We start from the raw sequence: 25,163 nt of genomic DNA on the forward strand, positions 1-25,163 counted from the left end.
GGGTGACGGTGCGGTCTAAGGCTCTTGCGCGTAACGACCATGAGAGTGGCCGCCTTCTCCGCTCGGAGAAAATCACCTCTCAGAAGGAGCCCGTCGGGCTGCAAATTCGATCCGATTCAAGCTGTCGCGTCGGCTTCCTAGTAGGCCAGCAACGGAAGTACAGGACGGTCCATTCAGGGTAATATTTCGGCTCCTTAGCCTGCCGCTGTTGCCTAGCTGATTCGAATGCCGCACATACCCGCGATGGTCGCTGCCGAGATCAAGGCGCTTATTGCGATGCCCGCGCCCCAAAGACGATTTGCAGCGAACCGATCGACGCCATGCGCGATCAGTACCATCCGTAATCCCGACGCAAGGTGACTTAGGACAAAAAACACGCCCAGCGCGTAGTGAGGCAAAAGGCGGATGTTCCATGCGTCGTGAATCAGCCCGCTCGGGGCGCCGATCGCGAAATTCCAATCTGTGGGTATGCCGAGAAACCCTCTTGCGTAGATGAATACCGAGTTCATGTGCCCAAGGATATACACCGAGAGGTAGGCCCCCGAGGCGACCTGAAATGTCCGATGGAAGCCCTGCGGGGCGGCACTCCAATGCCATGCCAGAAACAGCCCGGTGCCAATCTGGAAAAGCATCGCCACGACCAACAGCGGTTCACCCACGCCAGAGCGGTAGACAAGGCGGCCGATCTTCATGACGGCCGCATGTGCGTCGGGGCCGATCAAGCCAAACAGATGATTGGCTAGATGGAAAGCCACGTATAGGCACAAGACCCCCGCCGTTATTCCGTGGACAATGCGCCAGCGCCCCACGGTTGGCCCCGTTGCCGCGGCGCGATTGCCGGCGGTCTGTGGCCAAATGGCGATCGTAAGCCAAAGCGCGCACCACACGAGTTCGTCAGGGAATGGGCTATGAATCAGGACCTGAACGACGCCAAGAAAGACGAAGAGCGTTGGGGTCGCCACGCCGGCATAGGCGAGCCGCCGCGTCACGGGATCGGCGTCAGGCCGGCAAGCGAGCGCGAACGCGAGGAACGGCACGACGAACGCCATGGCCAGAATCAAGGTCGCGCCGGCAATTGCGAATGGCGAGGGCGTTGCGGCCTGCGTGACGACGACGGCATGAAAGGCCCGGAGTAGAAAAGGGTAGCAAACGGCCGCCGCTGCGGGAGTCAGCGCCAAATGGTCAAGGCGTGGCCCGAACGCGGCGCTTCGGTCCGGCGGCTGAGCAAACGCCATCTTGAGTCTCCTGAATATCAAGCGCGCGATGCGGCCGAACCGCCCGAAGGCTTGCAAAGTGCAAGCCCCCACCATCGGCGTTATGAAGAATGACCCCAGCCCAGGTTCCAAGCGTATCGCTCTCGGGAGAATCGCTAGGGCGGCTGTGAATACCACGCTCCGCGCGGGTTCGTGACGGACTGCCGCAGACCAACACCGGCAACATTTCGACTCTCAACCACGGAGCCGCCGCCTTCACGCCGCTGTGCGCCTGCCCAATCTCGAACGGACCGTGACCGGATCCTCAGGTGCGTTCAAGACCGACGTCGTGAACAGGACAGCGGCAGCGAGGATCCAATAATACCAGGCGTCGATCCCATCGAATTTGCAGGCAAAGGGTGCGATGACAAACACCACCCCGACTGCGCGATCCACCCAAAGGTGCAGCCAGTAGGGAATGATGCGGACGAACCCGGTGGGATGGTCGGTCAGGCCGGCCAAGAGCAGCGCGGCCACACCGACGACAGCCGAAAGCCACATTGCGAGCGGTCCGCTCTGGCCGAGGTTCAGCACGAACGGCATTGCAATTAACACGATCGCGACGGGATAATCGATGAGGTAGGCGTGGATAGACTTGGTGATGAAGCGGAATGACATCGGTGTCTCCTACGTGTTTCGTTGCTACAGTGGGTCCTTGCGACGCGGAGAGTGCATCGACCCAAGCGGACCACTCGGCGGTCCTCTGCTGGCGAGCGCTCGCTAAAACAGTCACGGGACAGCTCAGCTGAGGAACGGTAAGCCAGCACGCCAACCACTAGGAATGCCGGGTCGTTATCGTTTCCATTCCACTCGCCTGGTGCAATAGAAGCGGGTTAGTCGGCAGAAGTGAACGCATCCGCTCCTCGCATGCGCTGAAAAGTTGCAGCTTCGTCGCGGATTGGCGCCACTGCCTGTCACCCTGCCCCAGCCGCGGTTATCTGAGTCGGCTTGCCTTCGTTCTTTCCTTCCGCGAGGTTGCGGACCACCACATAGAAGATGGGTGTGAAGATCAGGCCGAACAGCGTAACACCTAGCATGCCGAAAAAGACCGCAACCCCGACCGCCTGGCGCATCTCCGAGCCGGAACCGGTTGACACCACGAGCGGCAGCACGCCTAGGATGAAGGCGAACGAGGTCATCAGGATCGGCCGCAGGCGGAGCCGGCAGGCCTCGATCACCGCCTCCAGCCGCGGCTTGCCCTCGAGCTCGATATCACGCGCGAACTCGACGATCAGGATCGCGTTCTTGGCGGCCAGGCCCACCAGCACCACAAAGCCGATCTGTGTCAGGATGTTGACGTCCTGGCCCAGGATACGCACACCGATCGTCGCGGCAAACAGGCACATCGGCACGATCAGGATCACCGCAAACGGCAACGTCCAGCTGCCATATTGCGCGGCGAGCACGAGATAGACGAACAGCACGCAGATCGGGAACACATAGAGACCGGCATTGCCGCCCGTCACTTGTTGATAGGATAGATCGGTCCATTCGAGGGAAAAACCGCTCGGCAACGTTTCGTCGGCGACCTTCTGGATGGTGTCGAGCGCGGTCGTCGAGCTCACACCTGGCGCGGGCTCACCTTGTACCTCGGACGCTGAGTATAGATTGTACCGCGCGACACGGTCGGGCCCGGAAATGTCCTTGAAGTCCACGATGCTACCGAGCATCACCATGTCGCCGACAGCGTTGCGGGTGCGCAGCCGCGCAAGATCGCTGGTCTCCTTCCGGAACGGCAGGTCGGCCTGCGCCGTGACGTGGTAGGTCCGCCCGAACAGGTTAAAGTCGTTGACATAGGTCGAGCCAAAGTACGTTTCAATCGTGTCGGTGATGCTGGCGATGGGCACGCCGAGCTTCTGCGCCTTTACGCGATCGACATCGACGAACAGCTGCGGTGTGTTCGCCGAATAAGGCGAGAACACGGAGATCAGCTTTGGCGACTTCTGCGCGGCTCTGACGAGTTCGTTGGTCGCAGCCGCGAGCAGTTCGGGACCGCGCCCTTGTCGATCCTGGATGCGGATAGCGAAGCCGCCGCCGGTGCCAATGCCCGGCACCGCGGGCGGTGGAATGACGATGATGAAAGCGCCCTGGAGCGTCGACAGCCGCTTGCGCAGATCGGCCGTGATTGCAATCGCCGTCAACCCCTTCTTCTGCCGTGCCTCCGGCTCGTCGAACACCGGGAACAACGCCGCGGCGTTGCCGGCCTGCGTGCGAGTTGCGCCGGAAAAGCCGCTGAACGCCGCGACCCGGACGACACCCGGCGTATCCAGTGCAATCCGCTCGATCTCGCGCACGATCGCAGCGGTTCGCGCAAGCGACGCGGCGCCCGGCAACTGCACCGAGATGATGAGGTAACCGCGATCCTGCGCAGGGATAAAGCCCTGCGAGGTGGTCGCGAGCAGCCAGCCGGCGCTGCCGATCAACGCGACATAGAGCAACAGCATCGGCGCGGAATGCCGGATCCCCAGGAATGCCACAGCCGCATAGCCATTCGACAGCCAATCGAACACACGGTTGAAGACACCAGTGAAGGCCGACCAGCCGCGCGCGATTAGGTTCCAACGTGCAGCCGACCGCTTCTCCTCATGCGGGACCAGGATCTGCGAGGCTAGCGCGGGTGAGAGCGTCAGGGAGCAGAAGCAGGAGATCGCGGTTGCGACCGCGATGGTGACAGCGAACTGCTGGAAGAACTGCCCGGAGATGCCACCGAGGAAAGCTGTCGGCACGAACACCGCGCAGAGCACCAGTGCGATCGAAACCAGTGCGCCGCCGACCTCCCCCATGGTCTTAAGCGCCGCCTCGCGCCGGCTCATACGATTCCGGAGATGTCGCTCGACATTCTCGACCACCACGATCGCGTCATCGACCACGATGCCAACGGCGAGTACAAGCCCGAACAGCGTCAGATTGTTGATTGAGAATCCGAGCGCGGCCATTACCGCGAAGGTACCTACCAGAGACACCGGGATCGCGATGATCGGGATGATCGCAGGTCGCCAGCCCTGCAGGAATACCAGCACCACGATGACGACGAGCGCCATCGCCTCGTAGACCGTCTTGATCAGCTCGTGTACCGACTGGGCGATGAATTCGGTGGGGTTGTAGCCAATATTGTAGTCGAGCCCCTTCGGGAACCTCTCCTTCAGCTTTACCATAGTCGTAGAGATTGCCTTCGCCGTGGCAAGCGCGTTCGATCCGGGCCGTTGGGTCACTACCATTGCAACCGCCGGCTTGCGCAGGATGCGGCTGCTGGTGGCATAGGAGAGCGCACCGAGTTCGACGCGGGCAATGTCGCGCAGCCGCACCGTGCGGCCGTCCGAGCCGGCCTTCACCACGATGTCCTCGAACTGCCTGATGTCCTTGAGGCGGCCGGTGAAGACGAGATTTGGCTGGAACGCGCGATCGGCGATCGGCGGCTCCGCGATCTGGCCGCCAGCGATCTGCAGGTTCTGCGCCCGAATCGCCGCCATTACTTCGGTCGAGGTCAGGCCGAGATTGGCGATCCTCTCCGAGTCGAGCCACAGCCGCATCGAGTAGTCGCGCGCACCGAACATCTGAATGTCACCGACGCCGTCGAGCCGCAACAGCTGGTCGCGGACCTGCAGCAGCGTGTAATTTGAGATGTAGAGCTGGTCGAAACTCTCGTCGGGGGACAGCATGAACACGACCATCAGGATGTCGGGCGAGTTCTTGCGGGTGACGACGCCGTTGCGCTGGACTTCCTCCGGCAAACGGGGCTGCGCGATTGCGACCCGGTTCTGCACCAGCACCTGGGCCTTGTCGAGATCGGTGCCGAGCTTGAAGGTGACGGTAATCGTGAGCTGACCATTAGAGGTCGCCTGGCTGTAGAGATAGAGCATGTCCTCGACCCCGTTGATCTCCTGCTCGATTGGAGCAGCAACGGTGTCGGAAACGGTCTGCGCCGAGGCGCCAGGATATTGCGTGGTCACAGTGACGGTCGGTGGCACTGCTTGCGGATATTCCGACACCGGCAGCGTCTGATAGGCGATCGTGCCGACGATCAGAAGCACGATCGACAGCACCATCGCGAGGATAGGCTGGTTGATGGAAAGTCTTCCGAGATTCATGGCGTGGCACCTGGCGGAGTCTTGTCGCCCCCCAGCGTTTGCGGCATGATTGGCGTCACCTTGGCGCCGACGCGGGCGCGCTGAATGCCGTTGATGATGACGTGGTCCTCCGGGTTCAGGCCCTCGCGAATCACCCGCAGGCCGTCATCTAGAGGCCCGAGCACCACCGGCCTTGCCTCCACCCTATTGTCGTCCTTGACCACGAACACGATCTTCCGCGACTGGTCGGTTGCGACCGCGACGTCCGGAATCAGCAGCGCCTCATAGGGCGCGCTGCCGATCAGGCGAACGCGGCCGAACTGGCCGGGTAGGATCGAGAGATCTTTGTTGGGGATGATGGCGCGGCTGCGCAGCGTCGCGGTGGAGACGTCGAGCCGGTTGTCCAGGAAGTCCATCTTGCCCTCATGTGAGGGTTTCGTTTCGCCGGTCAACGACACCTGCACCGGGTTCGCGGTGTCGCGCGAACTCGGCCGCCTGCCTTGAAACCACAGTTTGCTGTTGCGTTGATAGGTCGGCTCGTCGACATCGAAATAAATGTAGATCGGATCGAGCGACACGATCGAGGTCAGCAGGGTCGCGCCGCTTTCGCTCCCCTGCACCAGATTGCCCGGGGTCACTAGATGACGGCTGACGCGGCCGGTGATCGGCGCCAGCACATGGGTGAATTCGACGTTGAGCTGGGCGGCCTTCAATGTACCCTCGGCCTGCGTCTCAGCCGCATGAGCCGCCTGCAACGCCTGACGGCGCTGGTCGACGACCTGCTGCGAGACCGCGCTAGTTTGAACCAGGGTCAGGCCGCGGTCGAGTTCACGCTTCGCAAGCTCTTCCTTGGCCCGCGCGTCGTCGAGTTGACCCTGGGCTCGCAACGCGACCGCCTCAAACGGGCGTGGATCGATGATGTAAAGCAGATCGCCTGCATGAACGATCGCACCATCCGTGAACGCGACCCTGTCAATGAAGCCGCCGACGCGAGCGCGGACCTGAACCTCCTCGATCGCCTCGAACCGGCCGGTGAACTCATCCCAGTCGGTGACTGTTCGTTTCACCGGTTGCGCGACTGTCACCGACGGTGGCGGAGGCGCGGCCGCCTGCGATTGCGCCTTGTCTTGGCAGCCAACGAGCGCCAACGCAAGCAGCAGAACGATCGGCGCGCCGCTGCACCGAAGGCGACGAAACGAACTACACACGGGAGGTTCCGCCGCCGCTAAGGACGGAGGTCGCAGTGTCAGCGTGCCCATGGAGCGAGGATTTCGAATACATCGTTCTTAGCATGTCGACCCACTCTCAAAGATTCCCATGTTGGTCCGGGTGCCGAACCTCGAAACCGTAAATATCCCTCGACGATACTTTGGAGAGTGACCTTGCAACGTCGGCGACTGAAATCACCTCTTGCTATGGAGTTGATAAACGGCCGTTATTGCCGCTCGACCCGCGAGCACGACGCCTAGCGAGGGACCTCAGAAGCCGCACCGCACTCGAGGGCGCCGCGTTACTCTGCAGAGGCTTCCAGGCCGCGTGCAGTCATCGGGTATCGATGCCGCCGCGAAGTCGCGTCAAGGGCTCCGAGCAAAGCTCGTACGACGGGCTTCGTTGCGTTATCCTGAGACTTAACTGGCGCAACCATCACTGAAGAAGGTCACGCATCGTTTGAGGACCGAGTGTGGAAAGCGGTGTGCTCGTCCACGTTCTGGGACTTCGGCTGACTGGAACTTAATGCATTCTTCGTGACCGGACGGACCCTAGGCCCGCCACACGCATTGATGCAGTTGTTCACCCGGACGTCGATACGCTCGACGGAGCATTCCTGGCGATTATGGAAATGATAACTTTACCTGAAGGACCTTCGGACTTACCTGCTGAACGCGCTCGCTTGCGTGGACGCAAGGCTGGGATCTCCCACCACAGCTAACATCTATTTCCTGCTGTCACTGGCGGACAAGCTCGTCGAAGTCGATGGATCAATCATTCGAAGGATCGGGACCTAATCGTGACCAAGATTCGCGAAGTTGTTGTCGCAACCGACCCCACCAATCATAGCGCGCTGATTTGCCATGTCGGCGAATCTCGGTTTGCTGTCGGCGGCCCAGATGGCATCGGCCACAATTCTTCTGGACCCAATCCTTACGACCTTCTCAGCGCGTCTCTTGCTGCATGCAGTGCTATGAGCGTTCGTTTCCAGGCTCAGCGCCAGAAACTACCGCTGGAGCGCGTGAAGGTGGGCGTCAGCTTCCATCACGGCTCCCGAGGCAAAAAGGATTCGTTCGAGCGCACCGTGGTGCTTGAAGGAGACCTCGACGCGCAGCAGCGCACATTCTTGCTGGAAGCCGCAAACCTCTGTCCCGTAGGCCAAATTCTCGGTTCTGGTGCGGATATTACCACACGTCTGGACGTTACAACCTCCGGCCACCTAGAAAGCCCTCAGGCCAGCTACGAGGATGACGTGGCTCTGCTCCCGATTCCGAATATTACTCCGGATTGACCGTCTCTCGTGCCGTCGATCACAGCACCGGGGCATCGCAGTCTGTCATACCCGCAGGGTCTTCAATTCGCGGCGCGCGATGCCCCGCGGGGCATTCGCTCCGCCGACGCGCTCTGGGCTTTCGCGTCCATGGCATCGATTGCATAGCCACCCGTCATTAGACCATCGATTTTCACGACCGTACTTTTGCTCGTCTGCAAGAGAACTTGAAAATGACGACACACCACACACAGGGAGGCCGATGATGAAGGCAATTGTCGTAACGGACCAGGCGGCGGGAACTGCGGGTATGAGGCTCGTGGATCGGCCCCAGCCGCGAGCGGCGATCAACGACGTCGTCGTTCAAGTTCATGCGTCGGGATTCGTCCCGACTGAGCTGGAGTGGCCCTCTACATGGACCGACCGCCTCGATCGTGACCGAACACCGTCGATTCCCGGACACGAGCTGGCCGGAGTGGTCGCCGCCCTCGGCTATGGCACAACGGGGTTGTCGGTTGGACAGCGGGTGTTCGGCCTCGCCGACTGGTATCGCGATGGCACCCTGGCGGAGTATGTAGCAATGGAGGCGCGCAACCTCGCCCCGCTCCCGGGTGACGTCGACTTCATAGTAGGCGCGAGTCTGCCAATCTCGGGCCTCACGGCGTGGCAGGGGCTCTTTGTGCACGGCCGCCTTCAGGCAGGGCAGAGCGTTCTCGTGCACGGCGCGGCCGGCGCAGTCGGATCAATCGTGACACAGCTCGCACGAGAGGTCGGCGCTTACGTCATCGGCACCGGGCGTGGCGCTCATCGTCAGAAGGCGCTCGACTTCGGCGCGAATGAGTTCGTTAGCCTCGACAACGACGTCCTGGAAGACGTCGGCGGAGTCGATCTGGTGTTCGACGTAATCGGTGGCGACATCGGGAAGCGTTCCGCCCGCCTGATCCGAGCCGGAGGAACGCTGGTGTCCATCGTCGGGCCGAGCGAGGCGTCGCGCGCTGCCGACGCCTTGGCGGTCGACTTCGTCGTCGAATCCGATCGTGCCCAACTGACTGAAATCGTCCAGCGGGTGCGGGACGGGCGACTGCGGACGAACATCGGCACCGTCTCGATCCTCGATGACGCCGTCGCCGCTTTCAATCCGACCGAGCGCATCGACGGGAAGACGATCATCCGCACTCGCCCCTGAACGACGTGCGCCTTCGATGCACGTGGCCGGGCGCGTCCTATCGGAAGAGCCGGAGCAACGTGGGAAACTACCGAGCGGGCTCCGTAGCATTTCCAGTAAAAGGAGCAAAAGCCCTCATTATCTCAGCCTATTCCCTCACGCAGAACAACAACTTGACCAACGGAATCACTATGACCAGCAGAAGAACTATGACCAATGAGGTCATCGAATGCATCCTGAGCCGCCGGGCCACGAAGTACTACGACCCTGCCGCCACGTTGAGCGACGACCAAATCCGCGAGTTGGTTCGAATCGGGACCACCGCGCCGACATCCTTCCACTTGCAGAACTGGCGCTTCATCGCGGTGCGCACGCCGGAAGCCAAGGCTCGCCTCAGTCCGATCGCTTGGAGCCAGCCCGCGATCACCGAGGCGGCTGTTACTTTCATCATCTGCGGCCAGTTGGCCGACTCTAGCGTAGTACCCGACCGTCTGGCACCGCTGGTAAAAGAGGGCATCATGCCGGCAAAGATGGTGCCGGAATGGGAGATCCCCGCACGGGACCTGTACATGGAATACCCGCAGCGCCAGCGCGACGAGGCCGTACGCACCGGCACCTTCGGCGCGGCGGCGATGATTTATGCGGCCCGCTCGCTAGGCCTGGGTTCGACCCCGATGATCGGTTTCGATGCGGAAGCAGTGCACCGCGAGTTCGCGCTTACGAAGGATGAAGTACCGGTCATGCTGTTGTCCGTAGGGGCCGAGCGTCCGGGAAACTGGCCACAGAAGCCGCGGCGGCCTTTGGCTGAAGTGTTGAATCTGGTCTGATTATTAGTGAAGCCACCGAAATACAGAGAACATGATGCCCAGGATTGCAGCTCTAAAGCCGGAACAAGTGCCACCCGAATCGAAACCGACCCTCGACATGTTCACCAAGAACATCGGGTTCACGCCGAACATGATGGCGACTTTCGCGGCAAGCCCGATCGCGTTCAACGCATGGGCCGCCCTGCTCGGCTCCTTGAGCAAGTCGCTCGACGTGAAGACGCGTGACAGCATCGGTCTCGCTGTGTCCGAAGTGAATGGCTGCGACTATTGCCTGACGGTTCATAGTTTTACGGCCGATCATATGGCCAAGCTGCCGGCCAATGAAATAATTCTCGCTCGGATGGGTCACGCCAGCGACCCGAAGCGGGACGCCGGGATCCAGTTCGCGCGCAAAGTCGCCGAGACCCGCGGCAAGATCAGCGACGCCGATCTGAAGACCGTCCGCAATGCCGGCTACACGGATGCGAATGTCATTGAGATCGTCGCGCTCGTGGCCATGTACTCCCTGACGAACTTTTTCAACAATGTGTTCGATCCCGAGAAGGACTTTCCCGCCGTTGCGCCGGCTGGCTCGGTCTAAACTCCATCCGGTCGTATCGAACACCTCCGAGAGTGCTCGGAGCGTTCATGTGATGCGAACGCAACACCACTGCCCGGATGCGCCCAGGAAAAATGGTGGGAGCGCCTCCGGGCGTTTTGGTACGTGCCGACGAGGAGTTTACGAAAAGCCAGAACGGCGATTGTCACTATGAGGGACAGCTTGGCAAGTGCGAAGGAACACAGGATCGGCGCGATACCGAGAAGAGGCCGGGCTCGCTCATAGGATCGGAATTGTTATCAGCTCGAAGCCTTAGCGAAACGGCAAACTAGCACTCGCGACATGAAGCGAAGGAACGATAGCAGAATCGGAGAAGACCGTTGATGTGAAACAGTACGTCTCGTCCGCCTCCCTCAATAGGCAATATCTTAGGCCGAGCAAGATGGGCGTAACCCTCAACAGCGGCACAAAAGCGGAAAACGCGGGAGGTGGCCGAAGGGCCGAGTGCGACGTAACGTCCGGGTCTGCTCGGATCGAGTGGTGGGTCGGGGACCTAGCTCCGTGCTACCGCTAGACCTGGGTATGAAAGAACAGCTTCATTGTTAACCGCGTCACCGCAATATGCAGAGTTAAAAATGGGACTCGATCGCGGCAATGGAAGTATTTGCAGACGCAGTCGTTGAGAGTCCTCGTTCGGGCATCATGCGGCGCGGCGGCAATAATGATCGTCTATCGACTCTATGGCCAGAGGTGATTTCCCTCGCCGGCCTTGCAACGTCATTCTTGCCGGGGGGTAGAACGAACAGGAGCTACTCATGAAGATTCAAGTCCGCAGCCTCGCGATTGCCCTCGCGATTGCTGTACCTCTTGCAGTGACCGCCACCGCCCAGTCGTCTGCTGCGCCGATTAATGGTACGTCGATTAGAGCGGCGGGACCGGCCCTGACGATGGACGTGCGCTATCAGGCGCGGCGGGGTCATCCTGATCCTTCGTACTCGGGCTATCCGACCGATGATGCGAACTGGGGTTATCCCGCCTATAGTTCGTATTGGGGCGATCCAATCTATAATTCATATTATCGAGCCTACGGCTACGGATATTACAGGTCAGGTTGTGCGCCCGGACCGCGCGTCGGCGCCTTTGCGACAGCCCCCTGGGCCGACTTGCCGACTTGTCCGCCGTATTGACAAAGTCCTCTGCGCTCCCGAGGGTTTGCGCCTGCATGTAAGGAAGTCGGCGCCGACCTCCGGACGATCCACGATCAGATCACCGCCGTCGATGACACCCCAAGGATTGGCGATGATATTGGAGCTATCCTACCATTACTGTCCGAGCTTCTCTTAGGGTCCGGCTGGCCACGCTCGTCGTGACCCCAAAGCTTGGCGGCGTGCGGCTCCTCACGCCGCCGCTGGCCAACATGTATTTGAAAGAGTTTAGCGTCCCTCGGTCATCCAGATGACTAACTAGGAAGGCAACTGCCACCCCTCTATGATCGTTCAGCATTCCCCCTGAGGATGCGATGGCGTGAGTGCATCTGCCCGTCAACGCACCGATCTTCTTGAAGTCCAGCAGACCTTCCGGCCGAGGCCTGCGGCTAACGAATCCGGTAATCAAGTCCGAGGATGGCGTTCACGGCGCCAGCGTCAAAGGCTCGCGGCGTCGCGAACATCGCGATAGTCCGGCTTCCGGGCAACTCGTGTTCCAGCGCCTGGTGCGTCTGAGCCTGGATCGAGACACTCCGCTCCGAATGGCTCGGCGAACTTGAGGGCATCTGGCAAGCCAATATCGAATCTAGTTGAATTCCATGGGTCTAGACGCCTCCCGAGCCGCCCGCTTTCGTGTCGGCCGGCATGGCGATTATTGCGGCTGTAAAAGCTCCGCAGATTGAGGTCCCAGCGGCTACGGCGAGACCGATCTCGTAGCCGGAGTCGAAAGACGCGGCACCGGCGGCTAATGCCGCACCTGCAAGCTGCGCAACCCGGCTCGCTGCATTGTTGATGCCGGAGGCGAGCCCTTCATCCGTCTGGTCAACGCTTGACATAACGGACGCGGTGAGCGGTGCCACGAGCACCGCGAAGGACAGGCCAAGCAGCGTCATGGGTACGATCACGCCGAGCATCAAAGATTCTTTCTGACCGAGCGCCAACCAGACATAGGCGAGCGCGGCACCTGCCGGTCCCGCGATAAGCATGGTCCGCGTGCCAATCTTGTCGGCCAACCCGCCGAAGACATTCGACAACAGCCCCACGCCGAGCGTGAAAGGCAGGAACGCCAGCCCGGCATCGGTCGACGACAGGGCGCGGCGGTCGACGAGGTCAAAAGGTAGAAGGAAGAACACGATCGAAATCCCCATATAGATCATCAGCGTCGCAACGTTCAGCCCGAGAAAGGTGCGGTTCTCCACCAGGCGGGGTGGCGTCATCGGATGCTCGCTTCTGCGCTCCCACAACGCGTAGACGGCGAACCCGAGAACGCCGAACCCGGCGACTATCGTGAGCACCGTCACGGATTGGGCTGGTGCGTTTGCAGCGGCCCGAGCTTGACTTGGTCCGATCTGGCTCAGCGCCCAGGTGAGTGTCCCGAGCGCTAAAGCAAGGATCGCTGCGCCAATCCCGTCGAACCGGCGCTGGATAAGGTCATCTCTGCCCGCGAAGACTAGCAGAACTCCCACTGCTACGAACGCGAGCGGCGGGTTGATCCAGAACACGGATGGCCAGCCAAAGGTCTCGGTCAGCCAGCCGCCCAGGACAGGACCTCCGGCGGTGGTGAGAGCGGATGCCGCTGCCCATGCGCCGATCGCCCGGTTCCGCTCTGCGCGCGGATAGGTTGCTCCGATCAGGGCGAGACTTGCAGGTGTGACGATCGCTGCGGCCGCTCCCTGCGCCACCCGGGCAGTGATCAGCCATGCGGGCGAAGGCGCCAACGCGCAAGCCGCGGACGCCAGAGCGAACAGGACGCAACCGAGGGTGAGCATGCGCGCCTTGCCATAAACATCCGCGAGCGCCCCGCCGATCAATGTCAGGGAGGCGAGCGCCAGCATATACCCGTTGAGAACCCATTGGACGGAGACGAGGTCAGCACCGAAATCGGCGCGCAATATCGGCAGCACGACGGGCAGCGCTGTCCCATCGATGAACGCCATCGACGACGCGAGCACACAGGCCGTGAGCACCATGCGTCGGCATGGAGCCGGCGCTTTCCGCCCGAACTCTCGAGGGCAGGGGTCTGGATCGATAACGCCGCAGCTGCGGCACTCTACATGTTTTTGCGCCATTCATTCACCTTCGCCATAGTTTGCCGCTGCTCCTCACTAGTTTTGCCGAAGGCTTGAGGTCGCGGGCCAGACCCAGACGGCCGAATAGACGGAGTCACGATCCGGCTCTTGGGATTGAGAACAAAGCTGGTTGCCTGGAGATAGAGGGATCGTCATTGGCGATGCTCCGGTGACTACGGAGACCACCGGCGCATCGGAGCCGTAGGCGATCATGAAGCTGAGCTTTTCAACAAGCGCCTCCGTGTTTTCCCGACCGTCCAACGATACTGCTTCGATTTGCCCCGGCCGCATTGTCCACCGTCGCAAAAAGCTGCAGGCGGTTACACAGGATGGCGCCGACCCGCTCGCCTGATCGCTAAGCAAATGGATTTAGCCGCCACAGCGCATGCAAAAGCAAGAGAGACGTCGCTAGTCTGCAGCCTCAGTATCGCACTCCTCATTCCGGTATCTGGCGATCAAAGCGCCGGACGATCCTCCACTGCCTTTGCCACAAATGCGGTCTCACACGATGGCGGTCGCCCAGCGGTGAGGGAAATCATCTCGCGGCATAGAGTTGATAGACCATGGTTATTGCGGTTCTGCGGGCAGCGTGCTGCAGCAACGGACTGCGCAACTCGCCTCGACCTAGAATGGATTGAGGAACGGCACCGTGCCATTCCCAGTTTCCATGCTATACGCATGTGCAATTGGCAATGTTCGTCCAGCGTTGGGATTGCAGCGCGGGCCGGAAGCGATAGCGGTTTAGGAAGAGTCTGCTTGAGGTTGCATTGATGCCGAGAGAGTGATTTGTCAAGGGATGCGGCGGCCCGGCTTCAAGCTGTTGGCCAATGAATTCGCGCCCGCGAAGCGCTCGACTTAAACCTGAAGGATTACGTCGTGAGCAGCGCGTCCCTGATGCCGGCCGACCACCGCCTGCCGCTCTAAAAGCCTAGGCCGTCGGGCACAGCACAAACGTGCTCTCCACATGCAGCGTGGGCAACTGCCTTATGTTCGTCAGGAGCGCCGTCATCATGGTCCCCTCGCGGCGATTGGCGGACATGGCCCTGTCGCCGTTCCAAGTGCACTGGCTGATGAACGCCGAACTGCGCGGACCGTCCTCGCGGGGCCGATCTCCACGCCTCGGCGCCACCGTGGTTGGCTCCGCGCCGGCTCATCGTCGGCCGGTCACTGCAAGGTTTGGGCGAAGGCTTGATCCTGCCTGACGGCCTTTCGGTGCACGAGCAGCGATTGCCCACTGACAAGAGAGTCCGTGCGGTAGGCATCTGGTCCGGCGCCACGGCTGTCGCTAGCGGCGTTGCGCCCGCGGTGGCCGGTGTGGCATGCGGCTGACCCGCTGGTTGCCTCGAGCAAGTTGCAGTTCACGCGATGTTTTCAGATCGACGATGGCGGCGCCCGGAGTAACTGGCCGGTGACAAAAAGAGTGCGACTTTGGATCAACTGTGAACACGCGTTCAGAACGAGATTTGCTCAAAATCGATGGGATGGAAGGCCCCTGCCCCGCCGGTGCTACGTTCGCACGACTTAGCGTGGCAACCCGGGAGCGTTCGAGCGGAAGAGATTTCTACTCGAGCGCTGGTCTAACCGACCGCGCGGGGCGCCCTGGCGTCTGAAAGCTTTAGACCGGGCGGCTGGAGATAATGAAAACGATAACGATCCGACATTTCTAACCTCGCGCGGACGGGAATACGCTCTTTATACGCCCTATCGATATTTGGTGGCAGCACGGGTCGCCCAGATCACAAGCCCCTATTTTCGATGTCCCGACAACTCAATCTAGCAGCCCAGCATGCAGGAGTTCCGCCATGTCATTCCGCTTCATCACAAAATTTATCCGCACGTACCTAATCGACTGTCCGGTCGCCGTCGTTTTAATTGTTGCGCCATTCCTGCTCAAGCTTGGCAAGAGCAGTCCCGTCGCGCTGTGGCTTTCGGTGGTGACCCGCGTCTCACTGCTGCTGTCGGCATTCACGGATCACTCGACGGCACTCGTCGGAGTCATCCGTGCCTCGCTACAATGGGTGGACCGCGCATTGGGTGTGATCTCCATCACTGCCCCCTCCGCTTTCCATGTCACTGGGCCAGACGCCGGCTATTCCTGGGTGTTCGCCGCAGCAGTCTTGCTGACGACCTCAGCTCTCAACGCGCCCGAGGTGAGCGCCGCCCGGAGAGCGAACCTCAACATGCGGACCCGCAGGCGGGGATCGGTTCGTCTTAGCGGGTCAAAAGAGCAAGCCCAATGACCGACGATGCTCGATGTTCTGTGCTGGGGGCAAGCTACTTGCGGAGCTCGGAACTGCCGCGATCGGCGGGATGACGGCCTGTCACGCGGGCTACACCAGCAGGCGCTCAAGATAGCAAGAGTGTCGCTGTGGTGCCGTAGATGCTTGCGTTCGAGGTCAATGATTCGCTGCTCAACATCCGGCACTGTGGCCGCTGTTTGAGCGGTTATTCAGCGATGCGCAGCAGATTGGAAGCAATAACCCCCGTTTGGGGGCCCACACACCTTCTTTAATGTTGACCGAAACCCGTGCTGCAAATCGATTGGTTGGGTCCCGGCATCCCGATCCAACACGCGAGCCCTTCGAAGTGGAAGACGATCCGCTACGATGCCGCGCACCCCAATGTGCCCATTGCGTCCCGTGGTGTGGTTTAGCTGGCGGCGGATCACCGCGTTTCCGGCGAGAGCCGGGCAGGTCAGCTGGCGAGAGCCGTGAGGCTGACGCTCGAATCATCGCGCAACGGCGCGACTGCTTCCGTTATCATAACGGGCACAGTGAACCGCCCATTCTTCGTTTTGCTCGAGCAGGATCGCGCCGATGAGGCGAACGACGGCGTTCTCGTTGGGGAAGATGCCGGCCACCTCGGTGCGCCGCTTGATCACGCCGTTGAGGCGCTCAATCGGGTTGGTGGAGTGCAGCTTGGTCCGGTGCTGCGGCGGGAGGTCGTGTAGGCGAGCACGTCGGTCTCCGCCGCCTCGAAAAGGCGCAAGCTTCGGCAGCTTGTGGCGGAACTGATCGGCAACCTTGCGCCACTGCGGCTTGGCTGCCTCGGCATCGTCCCGGGCAAACGGTTTTGAAGGCGGAGACGACGCGCCGTCCGGTCTTGCGGCATGCGCCAATGCACTGCGCATGAAGTCGAAACAGCAGCGCTGCCAGCTGGATTTAAGCAGATTTGCTACGGTGGCCTTCATGCCCTCGTGGGCATCGGACATGACGAGCTTAACGCCTCTGGCGGCGTGCCCCGAGCGAGTGGAATGGAAACCATAACGACCAGGCACTTCTAATGCTTGGCGTACCGTCATAGGTTTCCTGTGTGTCTAACGGGCTGACCCTTTACGATTGTGCAGAGTGCTTGCTGGCATACGGCGGCACGAGCAGCAAAGCACGTAGGAGTCACTGATGTCGTTCCGCTTTATAACCAAATCTGTCCACGCTTACCTGATCGACTATCCCGCCGCGATCGTCCTGATCGCAGCGCCATTCGTGCTGAACCTGGGCCAGAGCGAACCACTCGCGATGTGGCTTTCCGTTGTCGTAGGTGTTGCCGCGCTGCTCTTGGCCGCTGCAACCGACCATCCCACCGGTCTCGTCCGTATCATCCCCTACTGGCTGCACCTTCGGCTCGATCGCGCCCTTGGGGTGGTGTTTGTGATCCTACCCTTTGCCCTCAAATTCGGTTGGCTCGACGCGTCGTATTACTGGATCCTCGCTGCCGCTGTCCTGCTCACGACGTCAATCTTTGACGCGCCTGAAGAGCCGGTCGTAAGGCGTCAGGGATTGCACACGCGCACAGCGGGTTAGGCATGAAGCCCCCCGCGCTGTGCAGCAAACCTTGCGCCGCGTTTGAATGCAAGTCCCGGGATGCGACATCAGCGCCGGCTTGCTAAGCGTCGAGCGATTCAGCCACGTGAAGGCATGCATCGACCACAACCCCGTCGCCCGAGCGCCTCCTCCGGAAAGGCGGCCGGCTCAAGCGTGGCCGATCGTCGTGGTGGGTCGCGGTCTTCCCGCCCAGAAGATGTTCCAGGAGTTCAGGTTGCGGCTCTTTGTGAATTTTCCTCACGTCGGAGGCTATGCATCTCCGTTTCGAGTCTGCCTTCTCGCTCGTCGAAGCGACCGATGAACCGCCGTAAATCGGGCCGGCATCGGAGTAACGAGCGAGTTTAAGACAAGGTATGAGGGCCCTCGCACTTTGGCAGTTCGGGACTTTTTCTAGATGACAATAAACGGCAGCCGAAGCGTTTTACCCTCATTGTCACCGGCTCAGCTCTCTTCGGCGCCGAGGTTCATTTTGCTCTCCGTCACTGCTAGGGTTCGATCACCAGATCGCGATTGACGATCACGTTGACTCGAAGCCTCGCCTGATTGTCATTATAGCTTGAATATTGCAGGTCACGGAACGATCTGCTGTCGGGTCTGGCTCAGAAAATTTTCCGTCGCCGATCGAAGCGCCTGGACGACGGCCTGTTATGCGCGCCAGCGCTGAGCTCTGACCCAGCGCCCAGGACCGTAGACAACAGCCCTGCCCTTACAATTCGAAGCCGATTTAGTCCTCAAGACCAGAGTGACGGCCGAGTCGGCGCCCTCCTGTCGCTCCGAAAAGATCGCGCGACCGTTTGACATTATTAGCCGCGTCCACACCCGCAGCACGCGTCACTGCTCGTGCGACCGTGGTAGGTTCGGTCAAACGCGTTCGCTGTCGATCTAGCTGCGGGCGGTAGGGGTTTCAAAATGATCTCTCTACTTGCGCGGCCATGGCTTGATCTAAGCGGCAAGACAATCATTCATGCGCCCGGAGTCATCGATTGAAGAACGTCGTCGCGCAAATAGAAGTGGTGGAAGAGAGCCGCGGCTGTATGCACAGCGGCAATCCAGAGGATGGCGTTGCCGAGGATGGTGTGTATTTCCATGATCAGCTGCCCCAGTCCATGCGCCTTCGCGATCAGGGGGGCGATGTCGAATCCGGGAAGGGTGACGGGAATCCCCTCCAGCCAAGTGCCGAGCACCGCGGTTGCCGGAATCGCGATGAGGAGCGCATAAAGCGCGAAGTGAACGAGCTTTGCGGCCGCAGCCATCCATGGCAGCATCGGCTGCTTCGCGGGCGTAGTCTCGATCAAGCGCCATAGCAGCCGCAGCACGACAACAATGAATAGGACGACCCCAAGCGCCTCATGAACCCTGCGAAGCCCGTCCGCGGCCGCGGAATAGAGCGAATAGCCGTCGCCGGTGCTCAGCACATAAGCGGCGAGAACTAGCATGACGGTCAGCCAATGCAGGACTTTGGCCCCGGCGCCGTGGCGAGAGGAATTGCTGCGCAAGCCGATCATCTCGCTCCGATCCCGCCACACGGTTGGTGAACTGTCGCGGCGTCTAGCCAGAGATTTGGGCGGTGGTAAGCCGGCCGGTTGCCCCGGCGATCAACTTTACCTCCGACCCATTGCCCAGGGGCCCAAAATGGGGCGTCTGAGCCTCCGGTGCTATTAAACCCAGACTGCAAGCGGGAGATGATCATCGCCAGGGCCGCGGAGATTGGAGGGGAGGTCGTAAAAAAGAACCGCCGATTAGCTTCGTTCCGTCGTGCTCACAACTGGAGTGATAAGCGCACAGCGTAGTTGTCTTCGCTCCTGCATTGACGGATAGCATGTTCGCCGGAGTCTCGGAGGACGACCAGCGAACGCCGCCTTCTAATCTAAGCGCCCCTGCCATCCTGTCTTCCAATTACGCAGCGCCATGCGGCCAAACGCTCGGCCGGATGCTGGTTCATCCAGTCGGCGAGCTGCGGCGCGCCCATCAGGCAGGACTGCATCGAGACCTCGGCGAAGTCCGAGGTGGTGACAATTTGCTCGTGGCAATTCGCCGGAGAGGAAAGACTGCAGAGGACGGCGATGATTTTGATCATGAGAACTCGCCCTCGTCACCGGTGGTGCCGCCCACTTCGTGACTTGTCAGTGCCTTGTCCTGCTGCTCCGGCGGGAAGATACTGTCGTGGATCGCGCGAGCCTCTCGAATTAGGCGAACTCGCTCGCGCTCAGATTTTGGGACAAACCGAATGACTTCGCCCATATTCGCTCCGAAAAGCTGCCTCGTGAACCAGCTTCGCTATGATATGACCATAATCATTTCATTCAGATGTACCATCTGAGCTCCAACTTTGAAGCCGTGCGGGCGGTTCAATAAAACTGCTCGTGACCGGGGTCGCGCGCCGGACGTTCGAAAGATCGCTTCGATTTCTTCCGAAGACGAGCGATGAAGCAGCCCGTCAGGTCATGCACGCCACTCATCTCAGTTCTTGGCAACCGATCGAGCCGATGCCGTTGGGTTGATCAAGATGCGAACGTTTTCATCCTGCGACTGGTAGTCGTCGGCAAGGGACTTGAGCCGGGCCGCAATCACAGAGTCAATCACCGCTTGAGCCGTGCGGAGCAAAGTCCGCCCTGCTTCCAAGCACACAGTGCCGCGTTGCGAGCTCCGGAGCGTCATGATGAGCCCGGCCGTTTCTCTGGCAGTTGGTTGAAGGCGATCGGGAGCCAGCTTACCCAATCGCGGTCACGTTCCCTGCGAGCTCTGAAGCGATCGACGCATTTCTTGGAACATAGCCCGGTTCGCCACGAATAGTGCCGGACGAGACCAAACTTGCCGTCACAAACTGCGCATCGCGCGGCTCTGCCAGACTTAGGAGTTTCGGAGCAATAGGGCATCGCAGTCTCCTTCTGGTTTTAGTACAGTTGTTCCTCGATCCTCGTTTTTCCTCATCGCACTTCATAAACTCGTGTGCGTTCCAACAGATGCAGCCTAAGACCATCGGGGCCAGCAGCTCAATCGGACATAGGTAATCATCGGGCACCAAAAAGTGGGCACGGAACGATACGAAGGTGTATGGTGTTCGTCTCTAAGTCGACAGCTCCACTTTGATCGATTGCGCTGAAAAACTGCGACGGCCGGAAGGAGGTTTGTTCGGCTCCCGATCTCAGTCAGGTGGACAGCGAGTTCGGCGGCGCGCTCGTAGCAACCCGTTGGTTTACAGTTCGACTGCGAGCTGGGCCACCAACCGGCCGCAGCGGCGCGTTCTATCCCGCGGGGCGCTTGTCAGCGGTGGAACGCACATCGCCTAGAGCGTGGCGGGTCGCTCGAAGCATCCGAGCACGAAAAGAGTTCCGGTCGGAAGCGCGCATGCGCTCGAGAATATCCTTGAGCACCTTGAATCGAGCGGTGCGGAACGTTGATCGAAATAACCGCCGAGCTCAGCGGAGCTTGTTCGTTACACACACAATTGTTGCCTATGCGGTTACGCTCGCGGCGAGTTCATTGGTCACTGTGGGTCTTAGGGCCATGCCAGACGAAATCCTACAATGCTTTCTACCTTGCATGGCGTTGGTTTCGCGTTCGTTTCGGTGAAGGCAGTCGGTTTCCACGGCATCATGGTTCAAGACGCGGCGTAAGGCGGCGCTCGTCAGTCGCAAAGTAAGTCCTCATCTGAGGAGCCCGCCTCAAGCGAGCGTCTCGAAGGATGCGCCGCAAGGAAGAATCGCTCTTCAGCCCCGCACCCGCTTCAGCATCTGCTCGACATGGGCGATCGGCGTCTCCGGCTGGATGCCGTGGCCGAGATTGAAGATGAACCGTCCTTGCGCGAAATTCGCCAGCGTGTTGTCGACCGCGCGGTCGAGCGCGGCGCCGCCTGTGATCAGCACCAGCGGATCGAGATTGCCTTGAACCGCGACCTTGCTCTGCACGCGCTCGCGGATGAAGGCCGGCTCCGCGGCCCAGTCGATGCTGACGGCGTTGACACCGGTCGCCTCGACGAAACCGGGCAGTTGCGCGCCGGCGCCGCGCGGAAAGCCGATGATCTTCGCGTCCGGCACCTTGGCGCGCACGCCTTCGATGATGCGCCGGGTCGGTTCGACCGACCAGCGCGCGAACTCGGCGGGTGGCAGCACGCCGGCCCAGGTGTCGAAGATCTGCAAGGCGTTGGCGCCGGCCGCAAGCTGCGCCAGCAGATATTCGATCGAGTTCTCGACCAGCACGTCGATGATCTCGGCGAACGCCTCCGGATGCCGGTAGGCCATCATCCGCGCCGGCGCCTGGTCGGGCGTGCCGTGGCCCGCGACCATATAGGTCGCGACCGTCCACGGCGCGCCGCAGAAGCCGATCAGCGCGATCTTGGGATCGAGCGCCCCGCGCACGATTTTGAGGGCCTCGAACACCGGCGCGAGCTTGCCGAAATCGGCTTGCTTCGCCAGGGTCGCGACCTTGGCGGGATCATCCAGCGGCTCGAGCCGCGGACCCTCGCCGACCTCGAAGCGCACGGAACGTCCGAGCGCATAGGGGATCACCAGGATGTCGGAGAAGATGATCGCCGCATCGAAGCCGAACCTCCGGATCGGTTGCAGCGTTACCTCGGCGGCCAGCTCCGGGTTGAAGCAGAGATCGAGGAATCCGCCGGCCTTGGCGCGCACCTCGCGATATTCGGGCAAGTAACGGCCGGCCTGCCGCATCATCCAGACCGGCGGGATCGCCTGTCGCTCGCCGGAGAGCACGTCGCTGAAAGGCTTGGTCGGAGACTGGGGCACGAACCGTCCTGTTGCAGATTGAGGTTCCTGATACACCGGCGAGGGCCCGAGCGGAAAAGGGGAACCAGCGGTGCGACTATGCCGGGCTTCAACTCGGCTCAGCTTGCCACGTTGAAGAGTAACTCCTTGGACCTTCCAGAACTTCCCTCGCCCGCTTCATGGAATGTCGTGGGTGGCTGGGTAAACGTCATCCACGCGCCTATGTAGCCGTTGCGGCCTCCAGAAAGACGTTAACTTCCAGTTATCCGCGCGCGAAGCTACATTGTAAGCGCCGGGCCCTGAACCCATCTCACGTTCATTAGGCTGGTGCGATAGCGTTCTCACCGCGCACCCGCGAGGTCAGCCGCATCAGAAGACCAGTAACCGCGATAACTACAAGGTAGACGATGAGCTGCATTTGCGTCGGTTGATCACTATAGCCGATCAGCGTGTGCAAGGCGCGGCCAGGAATGCTGGCTTCGGATAAGAACCAGCCCGAGTCCCACACGACGCTGTCGAGCGACGTTAGCCAGTTAGCCCGCTCCAGGAAGGCGACGGCCTGCGCCGCCAAACCCGCCGCCAGGAGGGTGATCAAAACAGTCGTCGTTGCGAACAACGCGCGCGGTGGAATCCGCACCAGGCCCAAATAGGTCAGCAGGCAAACCGCGACCCCGAGCAACAGGCCGAGGCAGCCGCCGAAGGTAAGGCCCAGGGCCGAGCCGCCTTCGGAGGTCCCGACCCCATAGAGAAACAGCGCGACCTCGCTGCCTTCGCGCAGCACCGCGACGCCGACCACAACCGCCAGTGCCCCTAGCGGCTTGCTGCCCTCGGCCACCGCGTGGCCAACCGCGCGCATTTCGAGGGCAATCTCGCGGCCATGGCTCGCCATCCACACATTGTGCCAGGTCAGCATCACGACGGCGATTCCGAGGATGGCGGCGTTGAACAGTTCCTGTCCCATGCCTGCGAACAGCTGCGATAAGCCGCCAGCAAATGCCGCGACAAGACAAGCTCCCCCGATTCCCGCTAGCACGCCGCCGACAATCCAGCGACCGCGGTGGACGACATCACGCGTGACCGCGAGCACGATGCCGACGATGAGGCCAGCCTCGAAAACCTCGCGGAAAACGATTATGAGCGCGGCGAGCACGAGACGTGGGCCTATTCGACGACAAGAACGCCACGCGCGCTCTCGTTAAAATCGTCGTAGAACTCATAGCGTCCTGGCTTCAGAGGGCGGACATTGATAACACCTTGGCTTTTGGCGGCTACGACCTTTTCCACTCTTAGTGAGGTGCTTTCAAACTCCATCGCCTTGCCCTCGAGATTCCTGATCCGGAATAGGACAGGCTTGTCTGCTGGGGCACGCACCTCGCGGGGCTGAAACTGCCCGTTGGAGTAGGAGATCTGGATTTCGGTCGCCTGCTGCGCCGATGCTGTAGAGAACGGCAGCATAGCCGTACAGAGCGTTGCGAAGACCAGCTTCCTGCTCATGGTCAAAACGTACATTCTGAGCCCTGGATTTGAGGGAATTAGAACTCGATGGCGAATTTGAGTTTGGCGCGATTCCGCTGGAATTCGGCAAGATTGAGCGAGAACGGACTGCCGACTTCGCGACCCCATACTTGCGTATTCCACGCCGCTGTCATGAACATCTTTGGCGTAAACCGCACGAAAAGCGTCGGACCGAGCATCACGGCATCACCCGTAAAGGCCGAGAGCGCGAAGTCGTCATAATGACGCAGATACCAGACTTCCGCTCCGATGAGGACGTTCGGCGTGAGGCGGAACGACAGCGCGGCGGAGCCGCCGAGCTTCGTTTCCCGGATGGTCTCGTCAAGCAGGGTGTGGGTGTATTCAGGCTCATACAGGAGATTGAAGCCGGCGAAGAGCCGGTTTCTGACCAGCTCGAGGTCAGCATTGAGAGTGGTCTCGAATTCGTAGTTGTGAACCCGCTCACCACTTGTCTCATCGACTAGCCGAACCGTCGGTTCGAATGCAAGCGTCACCGACAGCGGGTTGTTCGACGTCCGCTCAAGCGCAAGGTAGCGGAATTCACCAAACCCGCCGCTGAACGCAACTTGGCGACGGTCGTCGAGATCAGTAGCATTCCGGATGTCATGGGTCGATCCAAGCGCCCCAAATTCGATTTGCACGAATTGAGACGGGGTGAATTCGAACTCGTACTTCGTCTCCGTCGCACTGTAGCGTCCGCCGCGCTTGCCAAACCGGCCGATCGTGTCGGTCGTGAACTCCTTTTCGCCTTCAATCCCGATACCTGAGCCGGTGGTAAATCCGAAAATGTATTTTGTCTCGATCTCGCGCCATGAGCTTGCATCCGAGCTGGCGGGGCCGCCAGCGCGCGCAAATCCGCTGAGACCAATCAGCACAATGAACGCGCCCATTAGCGCGCTCGAATGCCGTACACGTCCAATTGTTTGGCGCATTCCGTCGGCCCTAGCCTATTCGGCTGCATTGATTAGCGGATTACAGCACTCGATCCAAAGAGATTCCCGTCCCGCTAATTTGGAATGCTTCAAAAGCGGGCGTCAACACGCTAAGCCGGTGTGCGATGGATAAGAAAGGTTCCGGCCAAGCATGGAGTTCCGCGCGACGAATGAGAAATGACGTCACGCCATGAAGTTGATAACCCCGCGTTATGATGCCCGTAGGCACCTGAACTCCGCTCCGCGGTTGCCTATGCGAACCGGCGCAGTCCCACTGCATCGTCCTCTGCTATTCCGACAATTGGCGGCTATCGGCTTTTTCTCGGGTGTTTGGCGACGCTGCCACGAATATGCAAGACACCAGCGGCGCGACCGACTTGTCGGTCCCCCGTGTGTACTCTTCGGCCAGCGGGATTCTTGCAGACGACCAGGCGCATTAGCGCATTTCACCGCTCCGCGCGCTAGTTGGTTTGAACCGGGAGACCGCTGGCGCACTCGGCCGGCGCGGGTCGCGCGCGGCCTGTCGCCGGGCCGAGCGGGCGCACGGCCGCGGGCTCCGCGCGGCCGG

The 25,163-nt window shown here is 60.7% G+C and carries 20 protein-coding genes; 7 read left to right on the plus strand and 13 right to left on the minus strand.

Features of this window, described 5'->3' with window-relative positions; genetic code table 11:
- Positions 1–212: 212 nt before the first annotated feature.
- From ABIB91_RS23330 to ABIB91_RS23345, 4 genes are all read right to left on the minus strand, one after another.
- The gene (locus ABIB91_RS23330; RefSeq protein ID WP_354167159.1) at positions 213–1,235 is read right to left on the minus strand and encodes a hypothetical protein; all 1,023 of its coding nucleotides are present in this window, start codon (positions 1,233–1,235) and stop codon (positions 213–215) included.
- Positions 1,236–1,469: 234 nt separating this feature from the next.
- Entirely contained in the window at positions 1,470–1,871 is a 402-nt protein-coding gene (locus ABIB91_RS23335; RefSeq protein ID WP_009859394.1) for an SPW repeat domain-containing protein, read from the minus strand.
- A gap of 296 nt (positions 1,872–2,167) precedes the next feature.
- Entirely contained in the window at positions 2,168–5,341 is a 3,174-nt protein-coding gene (locus tag ABIB91_RS23340; RefSeq protein ID WP_354167162.1) for an efflux RND transporter permease subunit, read from the minus strand.
- Positions 5,338–6,579, minus strand: coding sequence for an efflux RND transporter periplasmic adaptor subunit (locus ABIB91_RS23345; protein WP_354167165.1), 1,242 nt, complete (start codon positions 6,577–6,579; stop codon positions 5,338–5,340). The genes ABIB91_RS23340 and ABIB91_RS23345 overlap by 4 nt, the downstream gene beginning before the upstream one ends.
- A 749-nt stretch (positions 6,580–7,328) precedes the next feature.
- On the opposite strand from ABIB91_RS23345, the gene ABIB91_RS23350 reads away from it, so the two are divergent.
- From ABIB91_RS23350 to ABIB91_RS23370, 5 genes are all read left to right on the plus strand, one after another.
- A complete protein-coding gene (locus ABIB91_RS23350) occupies positions 7,329–7,820 on the plus strand; it encodes an OsmC family protein (RefSeq protein ID WP_354167168.1) in 492 nt (163 codons plus the stop codon).
- A gap of 244 nt (positions 7,821–8,064) precedes the next feature.
- Positions 8,065–8,985 (plus strand): NADP-dependent oxidoreductase, encoded by a 921-nt coding sequence (locus ABIB91_RS23355; protein ID WP_354167171.1) that lies wholly within the window; start codon positions 8,065–8,067, stop codon positions 8,983–8,985.
- 188 nt (positions 8,986–9,173) lie between these two features.
- The gene (locus ABIB91_RS23360) at positions 9,174–9,791 is read left to right on the plus strand and encodes a nitroreductase family protein (RefSeq protein WP_009859398.1); all 618 of its coding nucleotides are present in this window, start codon (positions 9,174–9,176) and stop codon (positions 9,789–9,791) included.
- Positions 9,792–9,825: 34 nt separating this feature from the next.
- Positions 9,826–10,371: a carboxymuconolactone decarboxylase family protein gene (locus tag ABIB91_RS23365; RefSeq protein ID WP_009859399.1), complete on the plus strand. Its 546-nt coding sequence runs from the start codon at positions 9,826–9,828 to the stop codon at positions 10,369–10,371.
- Between the two features lie 773 nt (positions 10,372–11,144).
- Positions 11,145–11,516 carry a hypothetical protein gene (locus ABIB91_RS23370; RefSeq protein WP_009859400.1) on the plus strand — a complete coding sequence of 124 codons (372 nt, stop codon included), beginning with the start codon at positions 11,145–11,147 and terminating at the stop codon, positions 11,514–11,516.
- Positions 11,517–12,139: 623 nt separating this feature from the next.
- Here the strand turns inward: ABIB91_RS23370 and ABIB91_RS23375 are convergent.
- A complete protein-coding gene (locus tag ABIB91_RS23375; protein WP_354167176.1) occupies positions 12,140–13,504 on the minus strand; it encodes an MFS transporter in 1,365 nt (454 codons plus the stop codon).
- 1,901 nt (positions 13,505–15,405) lie between these two features.
- Between ABIB91_RS23375 and ABIB91_RS23380 the strand changes: the two genes are divergently transcribed.
- Complete coding sequence (locus ABIB91_RS23380) at positions 15,406–15,843, plus strand: hypothetical protein (RefSeq protein ID WP_354167179.1); 438 nt, start codon at positions 15,406–15,408, stop codon at positions 15,841–15,843.
- A gap of 488 nt (positions 15,844–16,331) precedes the next feature.
- On the opposite strand, the gene ABIB91_RS23385 is transcribed toward ABIB91_RS23380, so the two are convergent.
- Positions 16,332–16,814: a transposase gene (locus tag ABIB91_RS23385; RefSeq protein WP_354167182.1), complete on the minus strand. Its 483-nt coding sequence runs from the start codon at positions 16,812–16,814 to the stop codon at positions 16,332–16,334.
- 187 nt (positions 16,815–17,001) lie between these two features.
- Here ABIB91_RS23385 and ABIB91_RS23390 point away from each other — a divergent pair, with 187 nt between their 5' ends.
- A complete protein-coding gene (locus ABIB91_RS23390; protein WP_009859403.1) occupies positions 17,002–17,403 on the plus strand; it encodes a hypothetical protein in 402 nt (133 codons plus the stop codon).
- 983 nt (positions 17,404–18,386) lie between these two features.
- Here ABIB91_RS23390 and ABIB91_RS23395 read toward each other — a convergent pair.
- From ABIB91_RS23395 to ABIB91_RS23425, 7 genes are all read right to left on the minus strand, one after another.
- A complete protein-coding gene (locus ABIB91_RS23395) occupies positions 18,387–18,929 on the minus strand; it encodes a cytochrome b (protein ID WP_009859404.1) in 543 nt (180 codons plus the stop codon).
- A gap of 362 nt (positions 18,930–19,291) precedes the next feature.
- The gene (locus tag ABIB91_RS23400) at positions 19,292–19,501 is read right to left on the minus strand and encodes a hypothetical protein (RefSeq protein WP_354167187.1); all 210 of its coding nucleotides are present in this window, start codon (positions 19,499–19,501) and stop codon (positions 19,292–19,294) included.
- Entirely contained in the window at positions 19,498–19,665 is a 168-nt protein-coding gene (locus ABIB91_RS23405; protein ID WP_009859406.1) for a hypothetical protein, read from the minus strand. The genes ABIB91_RS23400 and ABIB91_RS23405 overlap by 4 nt, the downstream gene beginning before the upstream one ends.
- A gap of 1,469 nt (positions 19,666–21,134) precedes the next feature.
- Positions 21,135–22,169 carry a uroporphyrinogen decarboxylase gene (hemE, locus tag ABIB91_RS23410; RefSeq protein WP_354167192.1) on the minus strand — a complete coding sequence of 345 codons (1,035 nt, stop codon included), beginning with the start codon at positions 22,167–22,169 and terminating at the stop codon, positions 21,135–21,137.
- Positions 22,170–22,467: 298 nt separating this feature from the next.
- Entirely contained in the window at positions 22,468–23,298 is an 831-nt protein-coding gene (locus ABIB91_RS23415; protein ID WP_009859410.1) for an FTR1 family iron permease, read from the minus strand.
- A gap of 11 nt (positions 23,299–23,309) precedes the next feature.
- A complete protein-coding gene (locus tag ABIB91_RS23420; protein WP_157158512.1) occupies positions 23,310–23,642 on the minus strand; it encodes a cupredoxin domain-containing protein in 333 nt (110 codons plus the stop codon).
- A gap of 38 nt (positions 23,643–23,680) precedes the next feature.
- Positions 23,681–24,553, minus strand: a complete 873-nt coding sequence (locus tag ABIB91_RS23425; protein WP_354167197.1) for a DUF6662 family protein — start codon at positions 24,551–24,553, stop codon at positions 23,681–23,683.
- Between the last annotated feature and the right edge of the window lie 610 nt (positions 24,554–25,163).

It is taken from the genome of Bradyrhizobium sp. JR4.3, from assembly GCF_040547695.1.
In the GTDB taxonomy this organism is placed as follows: Bacteria; Pseudomonadota; Alphaproteobacteria; order Rhizobiales; family Xanthobacteraceae; genus Bradyrhizobium; species Bradyrhizobium canariense.

What these genes read in the sequence shown, in the direction of transcription:
- ABIB91_RS23400 (WP_354167187.1), bottom strand. Translation starts at nt 19,501, where the DNA reads ATGATCAAAATCATCGCCGTCCTCTGCAGTCTTTCCTCTCCGGCGAAT.
- ABIB91_RS23380 (WP_354167179.1), top strand. Translation starts at nt 15,406, where the DNA reads ATGTCATTCCGCTTCATCACAAAATTTATCCGCACGTACCTAATCGAC.
- ABIB91_RS23395 (WP_009859404.1), bottom strand. Translation starts at nt 18,929, where the DNA reads ATGATCGGCTTGCGCAGCAATTCCTCTCGCCACGGCGCCGGGGCCAAA.
- ABIB91_RS23345 (WP_354167165.1), bottom strand. Translation starts at nt 6,579, where the DNA reads ATGGGCACGCTGACACTGCGACCTCCGTCCTTAGCGGCGGCGGAACCT.
- ABIB91_RS23340 (WP_354167162.1), bottom strand. Translation starts at nt 5,341, where the DNA reads ATGAATCTCGGAAGACTTTCCATCAACCAGCCTATCCTCGCGATGGTG.
- ABIB91_RS23365 (WP_009859399.1), top strand. Translation starts at nt 9,826, where the DNA reads ATGCCCAGGATTGCAGCTCTAAAGCCGGAACAAGTGCCACCCGAATCG.
- ABIB91_RS23370 (WP_009859400.1), top strand. Translation starts at nt 11,145, where the DNA reads ATGAAGATTCAAGTCCGCAGCCTCGCGATTGCCCTCGCGATTGCTGTA.
- ABIB91_RS23355 (WP_354167171.1), top strand. Translation starts at nt 8,065, where the DNA reads ATGAAGGCAATTGTCGTAACGGACCAGGCGGCGGGAACTGCGGGTATG.
- ABIB91_RS23405 (WP_009859406.1), bottom strand. Translation starts at nt 19,665, where the DNA reads ATGGGCGAAGTCATTCGGTTTGTCCCAAAATCTGAGCGCGAGCGAGTT.
- ABIB91_RS23330 (WP_354167159.1), bottom strand. Translation starts at nt 1,235, where the DNA reads ATGGCGTTTGCTCAGCCGCCGGACCGAAGCGCCGCGTTCGGGCCACGC.
- ABIB91_RS23375 (WP_354167176.1), bottom strand. Translation starts at nt 13,504, where the DNA reads ATGGTGCTCACGGCCTGTGTGCTCGCGTCGTCGATGGCGTTCATCGAT.
- ABIB91_RS23385 (WP_354167182.1), bottom strand. Translation starts at nt 16,814, where the DNA reads ATGTCCGATGCCCACGAGGGCATGAAGGCCACCGTAGCAAATCTGCTT.
- ABIB91_RS23360 (WP_009859398.1), top strand. Translation starts at nt 9,174, where the DNA reads ATGACCAATGAGGTCATCGAATGCATCCTGAGCCGCCGGGCCACGAAG.
- ABIB91_RS23420 (WP_157158512.1), bottom strand. Translation starts at nt 23,642, where the DNA reads ATGAGCAGGAAGCTGGTCTTCGCAACGCTCTGTACGGCTATGCTGCCG.
- ABIB91_RS23390 (WP_009859403.1), top strand. Translation starts at nt 17,002, where the DNA reads ATGTCGTTCCGCTTTATAACCAAATCTGTCCACGCTTACCTGATCGAC.
- ABIB91_RS23335 (WP_009859394.1), bottom strand. Translation starts at nt 1,871, where the DNA reads ATGTCATTCCGCTTCATCACCAAGTCTATCCACGCCTACCTCATCGAT.
- ABIB91_RS23425 (WP_354167197.1), bottom strand. Translation starts at nt 24,553, where the DNA reads ATGGGCGCGTTCATTGTGCTGATTGGTCTCAGCGGATTTGCGCGCGCT.